This window comes from Chryseobacterium sp. FR054, from assembly GCF_056844565.1.
Genome location: NZ_JBXDSA010000004.1, coordinates 53,991 through 74,010, shown reverse-complemented (window position 1 = coordinate 74,010; position 20,020 = coordinate 53,991). Strand labels below are relative to the sequence as shown.

The following is a 20,020-nucleotide window of genomic DNA, read 5'->3' as shown; positions in this document are numbered from 1 at the left end:
GAATAATTCAACGGGATATATAACCTTTGCTTTGATTTTTTTCTTTTTTACTGCTGTTCCGTCACGAGAACTGGTTTTCCTCCCGAACATTTTACGGCGGTAGGAGGCATTACCATCATACAGTCGGAAGTGATATTGTATTTTTCATTAAATGCTTTTACCTTTTCTGTATAGACATTGATTCTCGGAAGAATTGAAGTTTCTGATTTTTTAGGATAGGCAATGTACAGCATAGGTCCTCCGCAGGCTTTAGCACCCATCGGGGCAAAAGTCCATTCAGAAGCATTGGTGCATTTTCCGGAAGCTTCAGATTCTATGGAGGCCTTTAATTTATCCAGTTGGGCCTGGTCATATCTCTGGCTGTCTTCATCCAGGGGTCTCTGGGCAATATCTTTTGGAAGATCAGTACCTGCATTTTTAGATGTATTACATGAAACCAATGTAATTGTAGTACAAAACAATAATACCGGGATATGGATGAAAACTTTTTTCATAAAAAAATACGTTCTGTTTGAGAATTTCCAAAAGTTATGCCAAGGTAAGAAAATCAAATTCATTTTCCGTATTTTTGAAGCGATGAACAATCATTTTTTTGACTTAATAGAGCATACGAACAGAAGTGTTTTTCTTACGGGAAAAGCAGGAACCGGAAAAACGACCTTTCTCAATGATTTTGTAAAAAGGACGAAGAAGAAGTATATCGTAGTGGCTCCTACGGGAATTGCCGCGATTAATGCCGGTGGAGTGACCATTCATTCCATGTTCGGGCTTCCTTTAAGAACTTTCTTACCCACCACAGACCGTATCGATGGAAGTCTGGCGAATAATATCGCCGATCTGATGCCTCATTTTAAATACAGGAAAGATAAGCTTAAGCTTTTAAGGGAAATTGAGGTTATTATTATTGATGAGGTTTCCATGCTCAGGGCCGATGTTCTGGATATGATGGACTTTTCGCTGCGGTTTATCAGAAGAAATAATCAGCGGTTTGGCGGGGTTCAGATGCTGTTCATCGGAGATCTTTATCAGCTTCCACCGGTAGTAAGGGATGAGCATATTTTAAAGATGTGCTACGATTCACCTTTCTTTTTCGACAGCCTGGCGGTGAAAGATATTCCCCTTCTGACGATTGAATTAACGAAAGTATACCGGCAGTCTGATGAAGATTTTCTTGAAATCCTGAATGCCATCCGCGACGGAGATACCGCCAATATCGATTTTGATCTTCTCAACGAAAGATACGATCCGGATTTTGAAATGGGGAACGAGTCCTACGTTTACCTGTGTTCCCACAATAAAATGGCTGATGAGATCAATCAGGAAAAGCTGGCGGAAATCAAAGTAAATCCGAATACTTATGAAGCCAAGCTCTTTGGTGATTTTAAAGAGAACCAGTTTCCGAACGAACAGTTTCTGGAACTGAAAATCGGGGCTCAGGTGATGTTCATCAGAAATGATATTTCCGGAGAAAAGAAATACTTTAACGGAAAACTGGGGGAAATTTCAGCTTTGGATGAAAATGAGATCAAAGTAATCCTGGACGGCAGTGAAAGGGAAATTACCGTAAAAAGGGAAGTCTGGGAACAGAAAAAATATTTCCTCGATACCGAGAAAAATATCCAGGAAGAAGTGCTGGGAAGCTTTGAACAGTTCCCGATCAAACTGGCCTGGGCGGTTACCATTCACAAAAGTCAGGGGCTTACTTTTGACAAGGTGATCATAGATGCCGGAAAGAGTTTTACAGCAGGGCAGGTATATGTTGCTTTGTCGAGATGCCGTACACTGGAAGGTATTGTGTTGAAATCCAGGATTACTCCGGATGTTATTTTTAAAGATAACAGGATTCTCCAGTTTCAGGGGAATACGCTTGCCAACGATAATGTAGAGGCGATTCTGAATAAAGAAAAATATGATTACAGCATCAGAAAAGTGCTCCGTACGGTAAACTGCCTGTGGTTTCTGAAGGAAGTGGAAGACTGGAACCAGCTGTCTGTGGTTACCAAAAATATAGATCATGTTAAAACCAACCAGCTGTATGTGCAGCTGAAACATGAGATTGTGAATCTCGGGAAGATCTTCGAAAAGCTGGAAAGGGTGATTTTCCAGAAAGTCAGCAATTTTATCGAACAGAAAGAAGAATGGTCCGAAATCGAGAATAAAACGAAAGGAGCCGTTAATTTCTTTTTTGTAGAAATCCGTGATAAGGTCTTTAATCCGCTGAAAGATTTTTATGCCGAGATCAAAGGAGCAAAAGGACTGAAGCAGTATAACGAGGAATTCAGAAACTGGCTGGAAGATATTGAAGAATACCTCAACAGCCTGAAGGAAGCCTATCTGCTGGAAACTAAACTTTTAGATGAAAAAAATGATAAGGAAATCAGTATGAAGATCGCTAAAGTTCCTTCTCAGGTTCTTACCTTCCAGCTATTTGAACAGGGTAAAACCATCGGTGAAATTGCTCTGGAAAGAGGGCTGGTGAAGGAAACCGTCATCGGACACCTGGCAAAATTTGCGGAACAGGGTCTGCTGGATATTGCCAGGGTAATTACTTCAGACAAGATCAAAGCTTTTGAAACGGAATTCTATAAAAATCCTCATGAAACATTGACAGAATGGAAGAATGCACTTCCAAGCAGTTTTGAATTCAATGAGATCAGGATTCTGATCAATCATTATAATTTTCTGAAGGAGAAGGGTAGGATCTAAGAATGTTTTTATTAGTAATCCAGAATAACAACTCTATCTTGAAGATTAATGCTTTCCAACATTTCTACGGATTTAGATAAAAATGCTGATGCGTACCAAACTATTTGTGTTGCTCCATCATTATTTTGTTATCTACACCGTTTTTAAGATAGAGAAACTCTTCTTCAATGATTTTGTGAAGTTCTTTATCACCTGCAAATTTATTATTTATAACTTCAAATGCCTTTTTCTCAAGGTCTGTGAAATCCTCCTCAGTGTATTGATATCCATCAATTCCACTGTCTAATATTTTTTTAGTAAGAAGAATCATATAATCATTAAATCTCAGAAAATCTTCAGCAGAAATATTATACCCGCAATATTCTGCATCCATCGTTTCTTCTATAGGATAATAACTGGTATAATTGCTGTATTGGTACATATAGCTATAACATACTGTTTTAGTAGGAAGCTCATACAACAGGTTGACTCCGTATGAGTCAATATTTTTTTCTAAAATATTCTTGTTATATGTAATTTCTTCATCAAGAAAAAACATGATTTCCAATAGATCTTCTGGTTGAATATAATTGATATCTGTTGAAATTATTTGGGCAATTTTGTTTTCACAGGCATTGAAATGGTCCCCGAATTCCTCTCTTCTCGCCTTTAAAAACTGAGAAAAAGACTTTTTGTGCAAAACAGTATTGCTTATTAAAGGCAGTAAGTTTTTTCTTGCTTTTTCTTGGTTGAATGTATAAATTTCAGTATTTCTTGCCATTTCTTATGTGAATTAAGGTTCAGGGAAATAATTTCAAAAAGTTGTTAACACAAATATTTATCTGTCAAAAGTATAAATTCTATAAATAAATTACTTTAAACAAAAATTAAAATTCCAATAGTTTTTCCCTGAACTGATCGATCGGTTTTATTAATTACAAAAAGTAACTAATGCAGTTTTTATATTTTAAATTTGTTCGGTTTTTTAACCCAAATTTAGAATTATGAAAAATTTTGAAATTTCTGTTTTAGACCTTGCACCGGTAAAGCAGGGGAAAAGCATTCATGATACCTTTCAGGACAGTCTGTCTTTAGCAAATCATACTGAAAGTTTAGATTATAAAAGGTTCTGGCTTGCCGAGCACCATAATATGGAAAGCATCGCCAGTTCTGCCACTTCAGTTCTGATCGGTTTTATTGCCAACGGAACGAAAACTATAAGGGTAGGATCCGGAGGAATTATGCTTCCCAACCACAGTTCACTGATCATTGCCGAACAGTTCGGAACTTTGGAATCTCTTTTTCCTGGTAGAATAGACCTGGGACTGGGAAGAGCTCCGGGAACTGACGGGCTTACCGCTCAGGCATTAGGCAGAAATCCGGCTATCATCAATGAACAGTTTCCAAGACAGATCCTGGAGTTACAGAGGTATTTTTCTGAAGAAAATTCAGACGCGATGGTTCGCGCTATTCCGGGAGAAGGGCTTGATATTCCGCTTTATATCCTGGGATCGAGTACAGACAGCGCATGGCTGGCAGCAGAACTTGGACTGCCTTATGCTTTTGCGGGACATTTTGCTCCTGAGCATATGGAAATGGCGTTTAAGATTTACAGGGAACATTTTCAGCCTTCAAAACAGCTGGATAAGCCTTACATCATAGCCTGTGTAAACGGGGTGGCGGCAGAAACTTCCGAGGAGGCCCATAAGATCTCTACCACTTTATTCCAGGCATTCATCAATATCGTGAGAAATGACAGGAAGCCTTTTGCACCGCCGGTAGAGGATATGGATGATATCTGGTCGCCGATGGAAAAGTCGATGGTGCTTCAGAAGCTGAGGTATACTTTTATAGGAGACCAGGCTGAGGTTGAACAGAAGCTCAGGGATTTTCAGGAAAGGTTCAGTGTGGATGAGCTGATGATCAATTCCCACATTTATGACCATCAGAAAAGGCTGAGATCTTATGAAATTTTCAGAGAGGCAGCAAACTCATTATCCAAAGCGTAACAAACCATCCCGATTAATTGGCAGATGCTTATTTTTATGAGTATCTTTGCATAAATAAAAAGTAAACATGTCTGAGATTAAATTAAATACTATTCCAGAGGCTATTGAAGACCTTAAAAATGGTAAAATAATCATAGTAGTAGATGATGAAGACAGAGAGAATGAAGGAGATTTTCTTTGCGCGGCGGAGCTGACAACCCCGGAAATTATCAATTTTATGGCATTTCACGGAAGAGGGCTGATCTGTATGCCGCTTCCTGAAAAAAGATGCGATGAGTTAGGACTTGAAGTAATGGTAAGCAGAAGCAGCGACCCTAAAGAAACTGCCTTCACCGTATCGGTTGACCTTCTTGGAAACGGAACTTCCACTGGAATTTCTGCAGGAGACAGAGCCAAAACCATTTTGGCACTGATGGACGAAAAATCGAAACCTACGGATTTCATGAGACCGGGACACATCTTCCCTTTACGCGCAAGAAAAGGAGGTGTTCTGAAAAGAGCCGGACATACAGAAGCGGCGATTGATCTGACTCATCTGGCCGGCCTGAAAGAAGGAGGAGTGATCTGTGAGATCATGAATGATGACGGAACCATGTCCCGTTTACCGGATCTCTATGCTTTTGCTCAGAAACACGATATGAAGATCGTTTCTATCGAAGATCTGATCCATTATCAGCTTAAAAAAGGAAACCTGATCGAAAGAATAGAAGAAAGAAAAGTGAAAACGGCTTACGGAGACTATGATTTCTTTGCTTTCAGAGAAACTTCAAATGACCAGATCCATTTTGCTTTGACAAAAGGAGCATGGACTGTTGATGAACCTGTCTTGGTGAGAGTTCAGTCTTCCGATTCTTATTTCGATGTTCTTACCAGACTGAATAACGGTGAAAAACCTTTGCTGGAAAAAGTGACCAACATGGTGAATGAAGCCGGGAAAGGTGCCATTATCTTCATCAATAATGTTTCCAATTCTGAAAATACACTGAGAAAACTTCAGCAGTTCCTGAATTATCAGGACGGGCAGGAGCAGCATCCTACTTTAGCCTACAATTACAGGGATTATGGGATCGGAACACAGATTCTGAAAAACCTGGGAATCAATAAATTTAAAGTAATTACTCAGAACCCGAATATCAAACCTCAGGTGGGTGGTTATGATGTGGAAGTGACTGAGCTGGTTCAGCTGTAATAAATAAGTGAATAGCCAATAGTGAATCAACTTTGTTGTGAAGCTGTTGATACATAAATAACAAAAAGGTTTAGGATTTTTCTGAACCTTTTTTTATTTTTAAACCATGACGGAGCCTTTGAAAAAACACATCAGGGAATATATTGAAATTTCAGATGAAAAGCTGGAAAAATATTGCAGAGCTTTTATTCTACGGAGAATTAGTAAAAAAGAATTTCTGCTGAAAGAAGGCGATATCTGTACTTATGAAGGTTTTGTCCTGAAAGGATGTTTTAAAGTATTCCGGACTAATGAAAACGCAGTTGAGCAGATTCTGCATTTCGGAATAGAAGACTGGTGGCTTTCGGATATGGACAGCTTTATCAATCAGATTCCTTCACAGCTCAATATCCAGGCTATTGAAGACAGTGAGATTCTTCTGATTTCCAGGGAAGATAAAGAAAAACTTTATGATGAGCTTCCTGAAATAGAAAGACTCATGAGGCTCAAGTTTCAGATGTCTATCATTGCTCTTCAGCGTAGAATAATTGATAATCTAAATAAGCCGTCGGATGAAAGGTATCAGGATTTTCTCAGAGATTATCCACAGATTGCCCACCGTCTTACCAATATACAGATTGGCTCTTATCTGGGAGTAACTCCCGAGTTTATCAGCAGGATCCGCAGGAAAATTGTCAGTAGAGGTTAGAGTATAAAAACTCTTGTAGATTCAGCGGATTTTTTTTGTTGGGATACGCAATGCCGCAAGAATAATTTTATAAACTCCATAAAAAGGTGCTAGGATTTTTTCTCCGATAAAATTTTGCATCGTTGAAATACATAAAAATCGTAGATTTTTATCTTAAGTGAGCTTCTATGCTCAAAGCATTTAAACTTATTGATACTAAGGTGTTAAATCTTTTGCGCCTGTTGTGGTTAAATATTTCCCACAGATCGCTCAGATTTCACTGATTTTTGTGGTGGGTTTATTTCTTCATAGATCACCCGGAATATTTTATGGTCTCGCAGATTCGGCAGATTGAGCAGATCTGTTTTCATTCAATAAAAATCGTAGATTTTTTTAGGCCTATGTGAACTTCTATACTCAAAGCATTTAAACTTATTGATACTAAGGTGTTAAAATTCTTTTGTTACTTCTGACTACGTCGAACCTTCGGGTTTGTGGTTGAAATAATTTCCCACAAATTATACTTATTTCACAGATATTTGTGGATGTTTTTTTTAACCAATAAAGTATAAATCAATAGTTTTCATTCATAGAAAAAGCCGGATCTTCAGGGAGAACCGGCTCTGTTTTATATAAGGAGAATAATGGCTTCCATCATCCGTCTTCCTTTCTTATTTACAGACTGATCTCTTCAAAATTTCTGAAACCGTTAAGGAAATCCTTCACTGTCATTCTCTTTTTCCCTTCCAGCTGTAATTCCTGGGGAAAATAAACCCCGTCCTGCGTGTAGATCTTGAATTCATTTTTTGAGATATCAAGTGTCCCTGATGGTTTTCCATGATCTGTAATCTCAAATTTTCCGGCAAATATCTTTAGTCCTTTTTCCTCTTCTCCTATTTTTAGAGTGGTGAATGCAGCCGGGTATGGAGACATCCCGAGAATAAACTGATGAACTGTTTTTGACGGTGCATTCCAGTTGATGCGGGTATCTTCTTTGAAGATCTTGTAAGCGTTTTTTGGATGTTCTGTATTGGGCTGCGGTTTTTCGGTGATGGTATTTTCAGCAAGGCCGTCCAGGGTTTTTACAACAAGTCCGGAACCCATTACCATTAAACGGTCATGAAGGCTGCCTGCATTTTCATCCGCTAGAATTTCAAGCTCTTCCTGAAGAAGAATATTCCCTTCGTCTATTTTTTCGTTGATAAAGAAAGTGGTGGCTCCTGTTTTTTCTTCCCCGTTGATGACAGCATAATTAATCGGTGCTGCACCTCTGTAATCGGGAAGCAGGGAGGCATGAAGATTGAAGGTTCCCATTTTAGGCATTTCGAAAAGAACTTTCGGCATCATTCTGAAGGCTACCACTACGAAAACATCAGCTTCTAATTTTCTCAGTTCTTCCAGAAATTCAGGATTTCTCAGTTTTTCAGGCTGGAAAACCGGGATGTTGTTTTCTGCGGCATATATTTTTACGGGAGACTGGTTTATTTTCTGTCCGCGGCCACTCGCTTTATCGGCAACGGTTACCACACCTACCACTTCGTGATTCGATTGATGAATAGCTTCCAGAGAGGTTCTTGCAAACTCGGGAGTTCCTAAAAAAACAACTTTCAATGATTTCATGGTGCAAAGATAAGAGTTTGAAACGAGAGTTGCGGGAACGGATTGGGAATAACCGATGAACTTTAGGATGCAAAGTTTAGAGTTTTATGTTCAAGGTTCAAAGCTTAAAGTTGCCCGGTAGCCTGAAGTCTGCCTGTTTTATTCCCGATTAGAATATTACTTATCACCCACATTACCTATTACCCATTACTCATTACTCATTACTCATTACTCATCACCCATTACTCATGATTAAGCGCATAAGTTCTGAAATTCAGCATTCTCACTTTTCCGGAATCTAAAAGATAGATAAGGTTTTCCAGAATATTGTTTTTGGAATGATAACTCAGCTGTATGGACAGTTCTTCAATGGTAGCCGGTTTTTTAGCCAGAAGACTGATGATCTGCTGGGAAATATTTTTTCCGAAAATGGACTGTTTATTTTTTTCACAAACAGAACACTGTCCGCAATTCCTGGCATTCTTTTCTCCGAAATAGGCAAGGATAAGTTTCATTTTACAGTGGCTGCTGTTTTCAATATAGAATTTCATCTCTTCCCATTTCTGGATTTTATTTTTCTGGATGTGTTCAAAAAGTTTCCAGTAGGCTCCGCTGATGGCCCTTTCATCACGGGGTTTAAGGAATTTTATGCTGGAGAGGGCTCCGTCTACATATTCCAGATAGTTTTTCTGCTGCAGTTCTTTCAGACGTTCCTTGATCAGTGGAACGGCTGTTCCTATTTTATTGCTTACCTGCTGTTCACTGAACATCACCTTATGCGTGGTAATTCCTGAAATGGTGCGAAGCATCAGCTCAATAAAATAAGCATCTTTCTGCACCAGCTGATCTATTTCATCGGGTTTAATGAGAAGTTCGAGAGAAGAAAGGCTTTTGTTGTCATTATAATAAATGATTTCCTGATTGTGCAGGAAATTAAGCACATTATTGATCTTTGCCCTGGAAAATTTTGTAAAGTTTTGTATTCCCTGGATATTGAGCTGAAAAACTTTTTCCGGAAGTTCATATTCCGCTACCTGGAACACAGAGTAAAGGTAGCTGATGATCTTTAAAAATTCTGCCTTATTGGGAATCTGGTTTTTCAGAATCTCATCAAAATTCATCAGTTCCTGCTGATTCCAGAGCATGAAGGCAAAGCTTTCCTTTCCGTCTCTTCCTGATCTTCCTATTTCCTGGTAATAGTTTTCAAGAGAAGGAGCAGGAGAGTAGTGGATTACAAAACGGACGTTGTCTTTATCAATTCCCATCCCGAAAGCATTGGTGGAGATCAGCACATAATGGTCACTTTTGTTCCAGATCGCCTGGCGGGTATTTTTTTCTTTTGTAGTTAAACCTGCATGGAAAAAATCTACGTTTTTCATGTGGTTTTTCTTCAGAAATTCTGCAAGAAGTTCGGCTTCTTTTCTGGTTCTTACATAAACAATTCCGGAATCTTGGGTATATTTTAAAATATCAAAGACACGCTGGAATTTATCGGCAACCTCTTCTGTAAGGATCCTGATGTTATCTCTTTTAAAACTTTTCTGAAATACGGCCGGTTTTCTGAGCTCAAGTTTATTTTTGATCTCTTCCAGCACTTTCGGTGTTGCTGTGGCCGTTAAAGCCAGGCACGGAATCTCAGGGTGGTTTCTTCTGAATTCTTTGATATTCTGGTAACTGGGCCTGAAATCCTGGCCCCACTCTGAAATACAGTGGGCTTCATCTACTGCAATAAAAGAAAGCTGTATATCATCAATATTCTGAAGGAACTGAATATTGGTAATTCTTTCCGGTGATATGTAAAGAAGCTTGGTAAGGCCATCTCTGCACCGGTCATAGATGGCTTCGGCATCATACTCATCCAGTTCGGAAGACAGGTATTCCGCTTCAATACCGCGGGCTTTAAGCTGGTTGACCTGGTCTTTCATCAGGGCAAGCAGGGGAGAGATCACCAGGCAGGTTCCTTCCTTCAGCAGGGCAGGGAGCTGATAACAAAGTGATTTTCCGGCGCCGGTAGGCAGCAGCACAAGATTGTCTTTCTCATTGATGACCGAATCGATGATTTCTTCCTGAGAGTCTCTGAAGCCGTCATAGCCCCAAAAATATTTAAGGGTATCGTATTTTAATTTTTGAAAATCCTGCTGAGAAATCATAGGGTAAAATTAAGGAAAGTATTACAACAAAAAAAGCCGTGCATCGCACGGCTTTGATATATTACTAAAAGTTTATTATTTAGCTTCGAAGTAAACTCTTCTGTTTGCTCTGTTTTTCCATTCAGGGCATTTGGTAGCTGGTTCACATTCAGGGTATTTAAGGTCTTTTTCACCTTTACCTACTGCATTGATCTTACCGGACTGAACTCCGTTTTTGATCAGATAATTTTTAACGTTATTGGCTCTTCTTTCGGAAAGCTTTTGGTTATAAGCATCTGTACCTCTTGTATCGGTTGCACCCACTACGTTGTAGGAACCGGTTGAAGAGTTGATATAGTTCACCGCGTTATTCAGGATCGGAGTGTTTGACGGTAGAATTCTGTCAGAGTTCAGGTCAAATTCAATTCCTTCCAGTTTGGTTTCTGTTTCTACAACAGGTCCGGTAGGTTGAGTTGGAGTAAGAGGGCATCCGTTGTTTTCAACAGGTCCCGGAACTGTTACACACTTATCGTAAAGATCGATTACTCCGTCAAGATCAGTATCAAGAGCTACACCGGCACCATCCACTCTTGCTCCTGCAGGAGTGTCAAGCTGTCTGTCCCAATCGTCGCATACTCCGTCATTATCAGCATCACCTTTCTTACATACTTCAATATCCTGATCTCTGTTTGCCAGAACATCAAGTTTGTAATAGATCTCCTGAAGCGGGTCATGCCACATTACGTGAGATTCGTGTTTTCCCAATTTCAATGAAACCCCTAAAGTAGCATTGAAGAAGTTGTCAGATACCTGCTCTTCACGTTTGTTGATCGCGCTGTATTTGTCTCCTCCGCCATCGAATTCATCATCTCCGGTTACAACGTACATTACTCTACCTTCGATATCAATTCTTCTGTTCACTTTGAATTTTAATCCGGCACCTGCCTGCATAAACATAGATCCCAGTTTGAAAGGCTTAACTTCTGTTTCCAGTCTCTGTCCTTTCATGTCTTTCTGATAGGCTCTGTACGCAATGGTACCGATACCTGCATATCCGTGTAGTGCCCATCTGAAAGGAGAATGGTTATCCACTCTTCTCAACAGGTTAGAGAAGTTGATATCTCCTAATAAAGAGATCGCATCATACTGAGTTCTTGCTCCTACTGCTGTCGGGTCATTAGGTGCTGCATCTTTGGTATTGAACCATCCCTGTCTTGTTTCTCCTCTGTCATATTGTAGTTTTAAACCGAAAGCATGGGTAATAGCTTTGTCAATACTTACATATGCAGAGTATCCAAAAAGATTTTTACCGTTACCGTTTTTGATAGAAGTTAAATCTGCTGATTGGACTAATGGCACCCCGACACCGGCTGAAATAGACCAGTCGTTGAATCTTTTAGACTGATTGGTAAAAGGGGAAACGTTAGCAGAGCCGGAAGAGAACGTATTTGGGTACTGTCCGGTTGAAACTGCTGTTGAGTCTTGCGCATAACTGGCGGTAGGAACTGCCAGCGCTAATGCTACAACTGCTAAACTTAATTTCATAGTGTATTTTTTATTTAGTTATTTAAATGATTTCATTGTATAAAAGCGTCTGCTTTAGTTAGGGCATCCGTTGTTTTCAACAGGTCCCGGAACCGTTACGCACTTATCGTAAAGGTCAATTACCCCGTCAAGGTCCATATCAAGAGCTACACCGGCACCGTCTACTCTTGCTCCTGCAGGAGTATTCAGCTCTCTGTCCCAATCGTCGCAAACACCGTCATTATCAGCATCTCCTTTTTCGCATACTACAAAATCCGTAGTTGCATTTTCCAGGACATTGGCTCTGTAATAAGCTTCCTGAAGCGGATCGTGCCATGCTAAATGAGAAGGATGTTTTCCGATTTTGAAAGAAACCCCTAAATTCACGGTCCATGCATTATCTGATCTTGAACTGCTGATCATATTATACTTTGCTCCCGGCTTAGAGGTGTCGTAATCGCCCGGATCAGCCCATCCGCCACCGTCGAATTCATCATCACCACTGATGATGTACATGGTTCTGGCTTCAATATCAATAAGCTTGGAAACTTTATACTTCAGTCCCAATCCGAATTGATAGAAAAGTGAATTGATGGCAAAATCCTGTTCAATGAACAGAGGAACTCTTTTCGGAGTATTGCTCCATCTGAACTCATCATTGTCATGCAGGGAGGTTTTGTACCCCTGGAATCCAAGTCCGGCATATCCATGGAAAGCCCATCTGTAAGGAGAATGATTGTCTACTCTTCTTAATAAATTGGAAAGGTTGACATCTCCCATCAAGGCTACCTGGTTATACTTTGTCGTTGCAGTACCTACACCAGCTGCAATACCTGCAGCACCATCCAACATGGCTTTCTGTTTGGTCTCACCTCTCTGATAAATGAGGCTGATTCCAAATACATGGGTGATTTGTTTATCTACACTTACGTAAGCATTATACCCCCAGTTTGTCTTTTTATCATAAAAAGATCTGAGATCGGAATGAACCATAAATGCAGCACCTCCCCCAACAGAAACAGACCAGTCGTTGAAACGCCTGGACTTATTATCAAATGGTTTTACATTAGCGGAGCCTGAAGAAAAAGTATTAGGATACTCGGTGGACGAGCTTACTGTAGTACCTTCCTGGGCAAAAGCTGCAACAGGAAGTGTGGCCAATAATAATAAACCTAATTTCATACTATATGTTTTATGTTTTATTTAGATAAAATCCTTCAATAATATTTTAGAAAAATCCCTTTCAAAAAGATGTTTTTTGTGGGGAATTTCCAGTCTTTCTGATCTGAAATTCAATTCATTATATTTAATGATGTCAATATCTATTATTCTATCGCTATAGCTTCCAGATGATTTTGAATCATTAATTCTCCCCATTTTGACTTCAATATTCTTAACAAAATCAAGCAGTTGAATGGGGGAAAGACGCGTGAATATTATTGATGCAATATTACAAAAAATATTGGAACTGGCAAATTCCACCGGTTCGGATATCAGAAATTCGCTTAGCTGTGAAATCTCATTACCTCCTTCACTTATTTTCTGCAGAGCGAGCTCTATATTTTTTTTTGGATCTCCCAGGTTACTTCCGAGTAACAAAACGACCTTATGCTGCGACATATTGGAAAATTGATTGATTTATGAGAAGTTTCTTTAAAAATGTCCTGGCAAATATAGTGGCAATTATGCTATTATTTGCAGTGTTTTTTGTCTTTTTCATCATGATGCTTGTGTTCAGTTCGATGGGCAACGAAAAGTCGGTAGTGGTGAAAAAGAATTCTGTTCTTACCATTAACCTGAAGACTGATATTATAGACAGTCCGACTGAGGAAAATATGAGCTTATTCAATATCAGTGACAAGAACAAAAGCATTCTGCTGTACGATGTGCTTGAAGCGATACACAAAGCCAAGACTGACGATAATATTAAAGGTATAAGTATTGAGGCTGATCATCTGAATGCCGGAATTACCCAGCTTGATGATATCCGGAGTGCCATTGAAGATTTTAAAAAGAGCGGAAAATTTGTGTACGCCTATGGAAATGCCGTTTCACAGTCTTCCTATTATTTAGGATCTGTTGCAGACCAGTATTACCTTAATCCGTCAGGAATGATCGAATTAAAAGGACTGGCTACGGAAGTTACATTCTTCAAAGATTTCGCTGAAAAATACGGTATCGGTGTTGAAGTAATCCGTCACGGTAAATTCAAATCTGCAGTGGAACCTTTTTTAAGAAATGATATTTCTCCTGAAAATAAAGAACAGCTGAGTACGCTTTTAAATGATATATGGAAAAATACATCCGCTAAGATTGCCGTGTCAAGAAAAATTGATACTGCCCAGTTCAGAATGGTAGTTGACAGTTTGTATGGGATGATCCCGGAACTGGGGCTGAAATATAAACTGGCTGATAAACTGATCCAGAAAACGGAATATGATGAAATGATCAAATCCAAACTGAAACTGAAAGAAAAAGAGAAGCTGAACAGGGTTTCTGTGGCGAATTATATCAGCTCTTATGCGGATGAAGATAAATCCGGAGAAAAGATTGCCGTATTATATGCTTCAGGAGGAATCAACAACGGAGACGGATATAATGATATTTTCTCCGAAAAATATGTTAAGTACATTAAAGACCTTCAGAATGATGATAAAGTGAAAGCGGTTGTTTTCAGGATCAATTCGCCCGGGGGAAGTGCCAATGCATCGGATGAGATCCTGTTTGAGCTTCAGCAGCTGAAAAAGAAAAAGCCATTGGTGGTTTCTTTCGGGGATTATGCTGCTTCAGGAGGATATTATATTGCAATGGCTGCTGATAAAATCTATTCTGAGCCTAATACGCTTACAGGATCTATCGGGGTTTTCGGAGTGATTCCTTATTATAAGGATATTGCCAACAAAAACGGGATCCGTTCAGATATTGTTGCTACCAATGCCAATTCGCAGTATTATTCTGCATTGAACGGTGTTTCTCCTTACGGGGTAAATATGATCACCAGAAGTGTGGAGGGAACGTATAAAAGATTTGTTCACTTTGTGACCCAAAACAGAAAGCAGACGTTCGAACAGATCGACAGTGTAGGAGGAGGAAGAGTATGGAGCGGAACCCGTGCCAAGCAGATTGGTCTTGTGGATGAACTGGGAACACTGAATGATGCGGTGAAATTTGCAGCACAGAAAGCAGGCCTGAAGTCATATCACACAGCTTCTTATCCTAAAAAGATGTCTCCGTTTGAGCAGTTCTTCAAAGACCTTAATGAAGATGATGTTTCTGCAAGAATCATTAAGAATAAGATTGGAAAGGCCAATTATGAGATCCTTCAGCAGATCACCGATAAAAAATTGCAGTCTGAGGTGAAGATGGAAATGCCTTATCAGATTAAAATCAACTAACTAAATTATATTGTACAGAAAATCCCGGGCCTGAAATTCAGATCCGGGATTTTATTTTTTTATTGAATTGCCTGTCAGCTTTTCTTCGTAGCCATTCCGTATATCCAGAGAACGATTAAAGCGCCTCCAATGGCAAGGATCCAGCTGCGTGGGTTCCAGAACGTGGTAACGTCTCCCCAGTGTAAAATATAAACGCCTATCGCACCCCCAACGAATGCTCCTATAATTCCCAGAATAATGGTAATAAGCCATCCGCCGCCCTGTGTGCCGGGCATAATCATTTTAGCAATTGCACCTGCAATAAGTCCGAAAATAATCCATGTTAAAAATCCCATAGTTGCAAATTTTTTTAAATGTTAATATTTTAAATTGATATCGTTTGCTAAGTTAAGGGAAAACATGATATAAATCATCTTTTCTTGAAGAATGAGTCTACAAATTCCGTACCATTGAAAAGCTGAAGGTCCTGCATTTTTTCGCCAACACCTATATATTTTACCGGAATCTGGAACTGATCTGATATTCCGATTACAACCCCTCCTTTGGCTGTACCGTCAAGCTTTGTAACGGCTAAAGCATTCACTTCTGTGGCTGCGGTAAACTGTTTGGCCTGCTCGAAAGCATTCTGCCCGGTGGAACCGTCAAGTACAAGCAGGATCTCGTGAGGAGCATCAGGGATTACCTTCTGCATTACTCTTTTGATCTTGGAAAGTTCGTTCATCAGATTGATCTTGTTATGAAGTCTTCCTGCCGTATCGATGATAACCACATCCGCATCCTGGGCAACAGCACTCTGTACCGTATCAAAAGCTACGGAAGCGGGATCTGATCCCATATTCTGTTTTACGATAGGAACTCCCACTCTTTCGCTCCAGATCGTCAGCTGGTCAACGGCTGCCGCTCTGAAGGTATCTGCTGCCCCAAGAACTACTTTCTTACCTTCAGATTTAAACTGATGGGCAAGCTTACCGATTGTGGTTGTTTTTCCTACTCCGTTTACTCCAACCACCATAATTACGTAAGGCTTTTTGGAGGTATCGATGTTTCCGGTTCCGGCATGAGGGTTTTCAAGAAGAAGTCCTGAGATCTCTTCACGAAGGATCTTATCCAGTTCGTTTACCCCAACATATTTGTCGCGGGCTACGCGTTCTTCAATCCGTTCTATGATCTTAATGGTGGTGGATGCGCCTACATCGGATGCAATCAGTACCTCTTCCAGGTCATCCAGTACTTCATCATCTACTTTGCTTTTACCGACTACGGCCTTCGTCATTTTTTCAAAGAAGCCCTGGCTGGATTTTTCCAATCCCTTGTCAAGGGTTTCCTTTTCTTCTTTCTTGAATATATTTTTAAACCAACTCATAGTTTATTCTTATTTGTTTTTAACAACAGCTGTGGCTTCTATCTCTATCAGAATATCATCTCTGAAGAGGCGGCTTACTTCCACAAGACTGCTTACCGGAGGATTCCGGGTGCTGACATATACATCTCTGATCTTTCTGAAGTCTGATGCTTTGGATATATCTTTAATGAAGATACTCAGCTTTATAATATCCTTTCCCGTACCTCCGTACTCTTTCAGAATGTTCTCTATATTTTTGAAAACCTGCTCTGTCTGCTTTTCTACATTATCTCCCACAGGATTGCCTTCTGCATCCAGCGGGACCTGCCCGGATAATAGAATCATTCTGGATTTTCCACAGTCTATGCTTACTGCCTGTGACAGCCCTTTTATGCTGAAAACTTTTGACGAACTTCTGTATTCTGTCTGAACCGTTGTTTTCTGGCTGAATGAAAAGATAGAAACTGCTGTGAAGACCAGAACAGGAATCTTTTTCATAGTTTACTGATTAATAATCCGGTGAACAAAGATAACAAAAAAACTACCCAAAATATGAGTAGTTTTTTTATATTGTCAATAAAGTGTGGATTATTTTTTCAAATATCCATCCACTTCGTCTGCATTCATTACTTTTTCTTCGAAAACGTAAGCTCCTGACTTAGAAGACTTAACCATCTTCACAACTTTGGTCATTTTCTTAGACTGACCGCTTTGTAGGGTTGCTACTACTTTCTTTGCCATGGTAAATTATTATTTATAAATTACTTGATTTCTTTGTGAACAGTATATTTCTTAAGAACCGGATTGTACTTTTTAAGCTCCAATCTTTCTGTTGTGTTCTTTTTGTTTTTAGTAGAAATGTATCTGGACATTCCCGCCATACCGCTTTCTTTGTGCTCTGTACATTCAAGAATTACTTGAACTCTGTTTCCTTTTTTTGCCATGATTCAATTACTTTTTAATCAATCCGTTTCTTACAGCTCTTTCTAAAGCTTCTTCGATTCCAATCTTGTTAATCACTCTCAATCCATGAGCTGATACTTTCAGTGTAACGTGCTTATCCTGCTCCGGAAGGTAAAACTTCTTCTCTAATAAGTTAATTTCAAAACGACGCTTCGTTTTGTTATTAGCGTGAGAAACGTTGTTACCAACCATTGCACGCTTTCCTGTTATTTGGCAAATTCTTGACATATCTCGATGTTCTTATTTGTATAATATTTGAGAGTGCAAAATAACGAAGAATTTTTTAGATAGACAAATCTTTTGGAAAATATTTGCAAATAACTGGCTGATTAATAATATTGAATTTTAAAATACCCGAAATTCTGAGATACTCAGCCCAATAAGGGTGATATATTTCATGTAATCCGGCTCAGGGAAGCTGTATAAATGTTCTATCTTTGTTTTTAATTAATCTAAATAAAAATAATATGAGGAGGATTTGTATTCTTTTATCAATGCTTCCGGTAGGAATTATGGCGCAGAATTACGCTGAAATTCAGACGGGATTGAAGAATTTTTACTATGGATCGGCTGATGTGGCAGATATGGACAATGATGGTAAGCCGGATGTTGTGATTAATGGCGCGTTAGATATAGATGGTGACGGGCAGGCCGACGTTTCTTATAATGAGATCTATAAAAATAGCGGAACCTCACTGATGCCTTATGCCAATGCCGGAAGTGATGCCAACCATCTGGGAGATATTAAATTCATCGATTTTGATAATGACGGGCTGCTTGACGTGATTTCTACCGGCCTCAGCTATATGGATGTCGTAAATTACAAACATTACAGATTTAAAAATACAGGGAACGGACTGGTAAAAGAAGCGGAATTTCCTGGGAAAATCTATGGCTCTGTGGAAGTCTTTGATTTTGATCATGACGGAAAACAGGATTATGTGATCAACGGAACACAGTATGTGGAAGGAACAGGATTTATCAACGACCTGGATTATTACCGGAATACAGGAAACAGCTTTGAACTGACAAGAAGCTGGATGGAAGGAACACAGAACGGCAGCTTTAAAATGGTAGACCTGAATAATGATCATCTTCTGGATCTTGTTATCCTGGGAACGAATACGGGAAGTGCACCATTATTTAAAGTCTACCTGAATGAAGGCGGAACACTTGAACTTTCCCAGGATTTTAATGCGATGTCCAGCGGAAAGCTTGATTTTGCCGACTTTAATGCAGACGGTTATCAGGATATTGTGGTTTCCGGAACCGATCAGAATAATGCGCCTTATTTTGCTGTCCTGATGAATGACGGAACCGGGCATCTTACCGCACAGGAAATCAGTTCCCAGGAAATTGCAGACGCATCCGTAAGCGTTGGCGATCTCAACAGCGACGGATATTATGATTTTATTATTTCAGGAAATGATGAGGATAACAATGCCGTGGTAAAAACTTTTTTATTCAATCCCTCCAATCAGGAATTTATTGAAAATATACCCACAGGTTTGCACTATTTGGGAGGTACGGGTTTCATCAATCTACTTGACTTTGACAATGACAACCGTCTGGATGTTTTATTGGCCGGATTTGATTGGGCAGATCCGGACTATCCTTCACTTACTAAAATCTTCAGAAACACTTCTCAGGAAGTGAACCGGAAACCCACACCTCCTGCAAACCTTAATCTTACAAAAAATGGTAACCGCTTTCAGTTTTCATGGAACGGAGCAACCGACGACAAAACCCCGGTGAATGCATTGCGCTATGAAATTAAAGTGGGTTCTGCACCGGGAGCCGCAGATATTGCCAGATATACCGTAACAACACCTTCGTGGTTTCTGGATCTGGATCCTTCCGTTCAGAATGTGTACTGGAGCGTAAGATCCATTGATGCTTCCAAAACATATTCGGATCCTTCGGCTGAGGGAACACTGGCTGTGCGGGAAGCAAAGACCGGAAATAAGGTTTCTGTTTATCCTAATCCGGCATCAGATAAAGTATTTATTAAAGGTGAAAAAGTTTCGGAGGCTGAAATGTATTCAATGGACGGGAAAAAACTGAATATTACCCTGGAACAGGATCAGACCATTAGTGTTTCGCATCTTCCGAAAGGAACTTATATTTTACAGTTGAAAATTAAAAACGAAATAACCACTCAAAAACTTATTATTAAGTAAACTGAATCATTTTATCATGAGAAAAGCCAGACGTCCAGCTGGCTTTTCTTTTTTTTATAAACAGGTTTACACAGATCACACTGGTTTTTCGTTGGGATGCGCAAGGTCGCGAGAATTTATCTCCGATAAAATTTTACACTGCTATACATAAAAAATCGTAGATTTTTATCTTATGTGAACATCTATGCGCAAAGTATATCTAAAGCGCCAAACTCTTTTGTGCCTTTTGACTACGTCGAACCTTCGGTTTGTGATTAAATATTTCCCACAGATCGCTCAGATTTCAAGGATTTTTGTGGTGGGTTTATTTCTTCATAGATCACCCGGAATATTTTATG

19 protein-coding genes are annotated in these 20,020 nt (G+C 39.5%); 6 read left to right on the top strand and 13 right to left on the bottom strand.

The window, feature by feature from the left end; genetic code table 11:
* Positions 1–47 precede the first annotated feature (47 nt).
* Complete coding sequence (locus AC106S_RS16560; RefSeq protein ID WP_482440728.1) at positions 48–494, bottom strand: hypothetical protein; 447 nt, start codon at positions 492–494, stop codon at positions 48–50.
* An 82-nt stretch (positions 495–576) separates the two neighbouring features.
* Between AC106S_RS16560 and AC106S_RS16555 the strand changes: the two genes are divergently transcribed.
* Entirely contained in the window at positions 577–2,706 is a 2,130-nt protein-coding gene (locus tag AC106S_RS16555; RefSeq protein WP_482440726.1) for a helix-turn-helix domain-containing protein, read from the top strand.
* A 100-nt stretch (positions 2,707–2,806) separates the two neighbouring features.
* Here AC106S_RS16555 and AC106S_RS16550 read toward each other — a convergent pair whose 3' ends face one another.
* The gene (locus AC106S_RS16550) at positions 2,807–3,466 is read right to left on the bottom strand and encodes a hypothetical protein (RefSeq protein ID WP_482440725.1); all 660 of its coding nucleotides are present in this window, start codon (positions 3,464–3,466) and stop codon (positions 2,807–2,809) included.
* Between the two features lie 223 nt (positions 3,467–3,689).
* Between AC106S_RS16550 and AC106S_RS16545 the strand changes: the two genes are divergently transcribed.
* From AC106S_RS16545 to AC106S_RS16535, 3 genes are all read left to right on the top strand, one after another.
* Positions 3,690–4,694, top strand: coding sequence for an LLM class flavin-dependent oxidoreductase (locus AC106S_RS16545; RefSeq protein ID WP_482440723.1), 1,005 nt, complete (start codon positions 3,690–3,692; stop codon positions 4,692–4,694).
* A gap of 67 nt (positions 4,695–4,761) precedes the next feature.
* On the top strand, positions 4,762–5,883 hold the full coding sequence (gene ribB, locus AC106S_RS16540; RefSeq protein ID WP_482440721.1) for a 3,4-dihydroxy-2-butanone-4-phosphate synthase: 1,122 nt from the start codon (positions 4,762–4,764) through the stop codon (positions 5,881–5,883).
* A 106-nt stretch (positions 5,884–5,989) separates the two neighbouring features.
* The gene (locus AC106S_RS16535) at positions 5,990–6,571 is read left to right on the top strand and encodes a Crp/Fnr family transcriptional regulator (protein WP_482440720.1); all 582 of its coding nucleotides are present in this window, start codon (positions 5,990–5,992) and stop codon (positions 6,569–6,571) included.
* Positions 6,572–7,225: 654 nt separating this feature from the next.
* Here AC106S_RS16535 and fmt read toward each other — a convergent pair.
* From fmt to folK, 5 genes are all read right to left on the bottom strand, one after another.
* Positions 7,226–8,170: a methionyl-tRNA formyltransferase gene (gene fmt, locus AC106S_RS16530; RefSeq protein WP_482440718.1), complete on the bottom strand. Its 945-nt coding sequence runs from the start codon at positions 8,168–8,170 to the stop codon at positions 7,226–7,228.
* A gap of 221 nt (positions 8,171–8,391) precedes the next feature.
* Positions 8,392–10,299 (bottom strand): RecQ family ATP-dependent DNA helicase, encoded by a 1,908-nt coding sequence (locus AC106S_RS16525; RefSeq protein WP_482440716.1) that lies wholly within the window; start codon positions 10,297–10,299, stop codon positions 8,392–8,394.
* A 75-nt stretch (positions 10,300–10,374) separates the two neighbouring features.
* Positions 10,375–11,823 (bottom strand): OmpA family protein, encoded by a 1,449-nt coding sequence (locus tag AC106S_RS16520; protein ID WP_482440715.1) that lies wholly within the window; start codon positions 11,821–11,823, stop codon positions 10,375–10,377.
* A 54-nt stretch (positions 11,824–11,877) separates the two neighbouring features.
* Entirely contained in the window at positions 11,878–12,984 is a 1,107-nt protein-coding gene (locus AC106S_RS16515) for an OmpA family protein (RefSeq protein WP_482440713.1), read from the bottom strand.
* A 21-nt stretch (positions 12,985–13,005) separates the two neighbouring features.
* A complete protein-coding gene (folK, locus tag AC106S_RS16510; RefSeq protein WP_482440712.1) occupies positions 13,006–13,422 on the bottom strand; it encodes a 2-amino-4-hydroxy-6-hydroxymethyldihydropteridine diphosphokinase in 417 nt (138 codons plus the stop codon).
* Between the two features lie 20 nt (positions 13,423–13,442).
* Here folK and sppA point away from each other — a divergent pair, with 20 nt between their 5' ends.
* Positions 13,443–15,197, top strand: coding sequence for a signal peptide peptidase SppA (sppA, locus tag AC106S_RS16505; RefSeq protein WP_482440710.1), 1,755 nt, complete (start codon positions 13,443–13,445; stop codon positions 15,195–15,197).
* Positions 15,198–15,271: 74 nt separating this feature from the next.
* On the opposite strand, the gene AC106S_RS16500 is transcribed toward sppA, so the two are convergent.
* The 6 genes from AC106S_RS16500 to rpmB form a co-directional block, all read right to left on the bottom strand.
* Entirely contained in the window at positions 15,272–15,532 is a 261-nt protein-coding gene (locus tag AC106S_RS16500) for a GlsB/YeaQ/YmgE family stress response membrane protein (RefSeq protein ID WP_482440709.1), read from the bottom strand.
* Positions 15,533–15,606: 74 nt separating this feature from the next.
* Positions 15,607–16,560, bottom strand: coding sequence for a signal recognition particle-docking protein FtsY (ftsY, locus tag AC106S_RS16495; RefSeq protein ID WP_062697826.1), 954 nt, complete (start codon positions 16,558–16,560; stop codon positions 15,607–15,609).
* A 9-nt stretch (positions 16,561–16,569) separates the two neighbouring features.
* Positions 16,570–17,037 carry a RidA family protein gene (locus tag AC106S_RS16490; RefSeq protein WP_482440708.1) on the bottom strand — a complete coding sequence of 156 codons (468 nt, stop codon included), beginning with the start codon at positions 17,035–17,037 and terminating at the stop codon, positions 16,570–16,572.
* A 90-nt stretch (positions 17,038–17,127) separates the two neighbouring features.
* Positions 17,128–17,280 carry a DUF4295 domain-containing protein gene (locus AC106S_RS16485; RefSeq protein ID WP_002976755.1) on the bottom strand — a complete coding sequence of 51 codons (153 nt, stop codon included), beginning with the start codon at positions 17,278–17,280 and terminating at the stop codon, positions 17,128–17,130.
* Between the two features lie 20 nt (positions 17,281–17,300).
* The gene (gene rpmG / locus AC106S_RS16480; RefSeq protein WP_062697831.1) at positions 17,301–17,483 is read right to left on the bottom strand and encodes a 50S ribosomal protein L33; all 183 of its coding nucleotides are present in this window, start codon (positions 17,481–17,483) and stop codon (positions 17,301–17,303) included.
* 7 nt (positions 17,484–17,490) lie between these two features.
* Complete coding sequence (rpmB, locus tag AC106S_RS16475; RefSeq protein ID WP_007841810.1) at positions 17,491–17,730, bottom strand: 50S ribosomal protein L28; 240 nt, start codon at positions 17,728–17,730, stop codon at positions 17,491–17,493.
* Positions 17,731–17,969: 239 nt separating this feature from the next.
* On the opposite strand from rpmB, the gene AC106S_RS16470 reads away from it, so the two are divergent.
* A complete protein-coding gene (locus AC106S_RS16470; RefSeq protein ID WP_482440705.1) occupies positions 17,970–19,682 on the top strand; it encodes a T9SS type A sorting domain-containing protein in 1,713 nt (570 codons plus the stop codon).
* Positions 19,683–20,020 lie beyond the last annotated feature (338 nt).

Excerpts from the sequence above, each read along its gene's own strand:
- rpmG (WP_062697831.1), bottom strand. The coding sequence starts at position 17,483 with ATGGCAAAAAAAGGAAACAGAGTTCAAGTAATTCTTGAATGTACAGAG.
- fmt (WP_482440718.1), bottom strand. The coding sequence starts at position 8,170 with ATGAAATCATTGAAAGTTGTTTTTTTAGGAACTCCCGAGTTTGCAAGA.
- AC106S_RS16525 (WP_482440716.1), bottom strand. The coding sequence starts at position 10,299 with ATGATTTCTCAGCAGGATTTTCAAAAATTAAAATACGATACCCTTAAA.
- AC106S_RS16535 (WP_482440720.1), top strand. The coding sequence starts at position 5,990 with ATGACGGAGCCTTTGAAAAAACACATCAGGGAATATATTGAAATTTCA.
- AC106S_RS16500 (WP_482440709.1), bottom strand. The coding sequence starts at position 15,532 with ATGGGATTTTTAACATGGATTATTTTCGGACTTATTGCAGGTGCAATT.
- AC106S_RS16520 (WP_482440715.1), bottom strand. The coding sequence starts at position 11,823 with ATGAAATTAAGTTTAGCAGTTGTAGCATTAGCGCTGGCAGTTCCTACC.
- AC106S_RS16555 (WP_482440726.1), top strand. The coding sequence starts at position 577 with ATGAACAATCATTTTTTTGACTTAATAGAGCATACGAACAGAAGTGTT.
- rpmB (WP_007841810.1), bottom strand. The coding sequence starts at position 17,730 with ATGTCAAGAATTTGCCAAATAACAGGAAAGCGTGCAATGGTTGGTAAC.
- ribB (WP_482440721.1), top strand. The coding sequence starts at position 4,762 with ATGTCTGAGATTAAATTAAATACTATTCCAGAGGCTATTGAAGACCTT.
- AC106S_RS16545 (WP_482440723.1), top strand. The coding sequence starts at position 3,690 with ATGAAAAATTTTGAAATTTCTGTTTTAGACCTTGCACCGGTAAAGCAG.
- sppA (WP_482440710.1), top strand. The coding sequence starts at position 13,443 with ATGAGAAGTTTCTTTAAAAATGTCCTGGCAAATATAGTGGCAATTATG.
- ftsY (WP_062697826.1), bottom strand. The coding sequence starts at position 16,560 with ATGAGTTGGTTTAAAAATATATTCAAGAAAGAAGAAAAGGAAACCCTT.
- AC106S_RS16470 (WP_482440705.1), top strand. The coding sequence starts at position 17,970 with ATGAGGAGGATTTGTATTCTTTTATCAATGCTTCCGGTAGGAATTATG.
- AC106S_RS16550 (WP_482440725.1), bottom strand. The coding sequence starts at position 3,466 with ATGGCAAGAAATACTGAAATTTATACATTCAACCAAGAAAAAGCAAGA.
- AC106S_RS16490 (WP_482440708.1), bottom strand. The coding sequence starts at position 17,037 with ATGAAAAAGATTCCTGTTCTGGTCTTCACAGCAGTTTCTATCTTTTCA.
- folK (WP_482440712.1), bottom strand. The coding sequence starts at position 13,422 with ATGTCGCAGCATAAGGTCGTTTTGTTACTCGGAAGTAACCTGGGAGAT.
- AC106S_RS16560 (WP_482440728.1), bottom strand. The coding sequence starts at position 494 with ATGAAAAAAGTTTTCATCCATATCCCGGTATTATTGTTTTGTACTACA.
- AC106S_RS16515 (WP_482440713.1), bottom strand. The coding sequence starts at position 12,984 with ATGAAATTAGGTTTATTATTATTGGCCACACTTCCTGTTGCAGCTTTT.
- AC106S_RS16485 (WP_002976755.1), bottom strand. The coding sequence starts at position 17,280 with ATGGCAAAGAAAGTAGTAGCAACCCTACAAAGCGGTCAGTCTAAGAAA.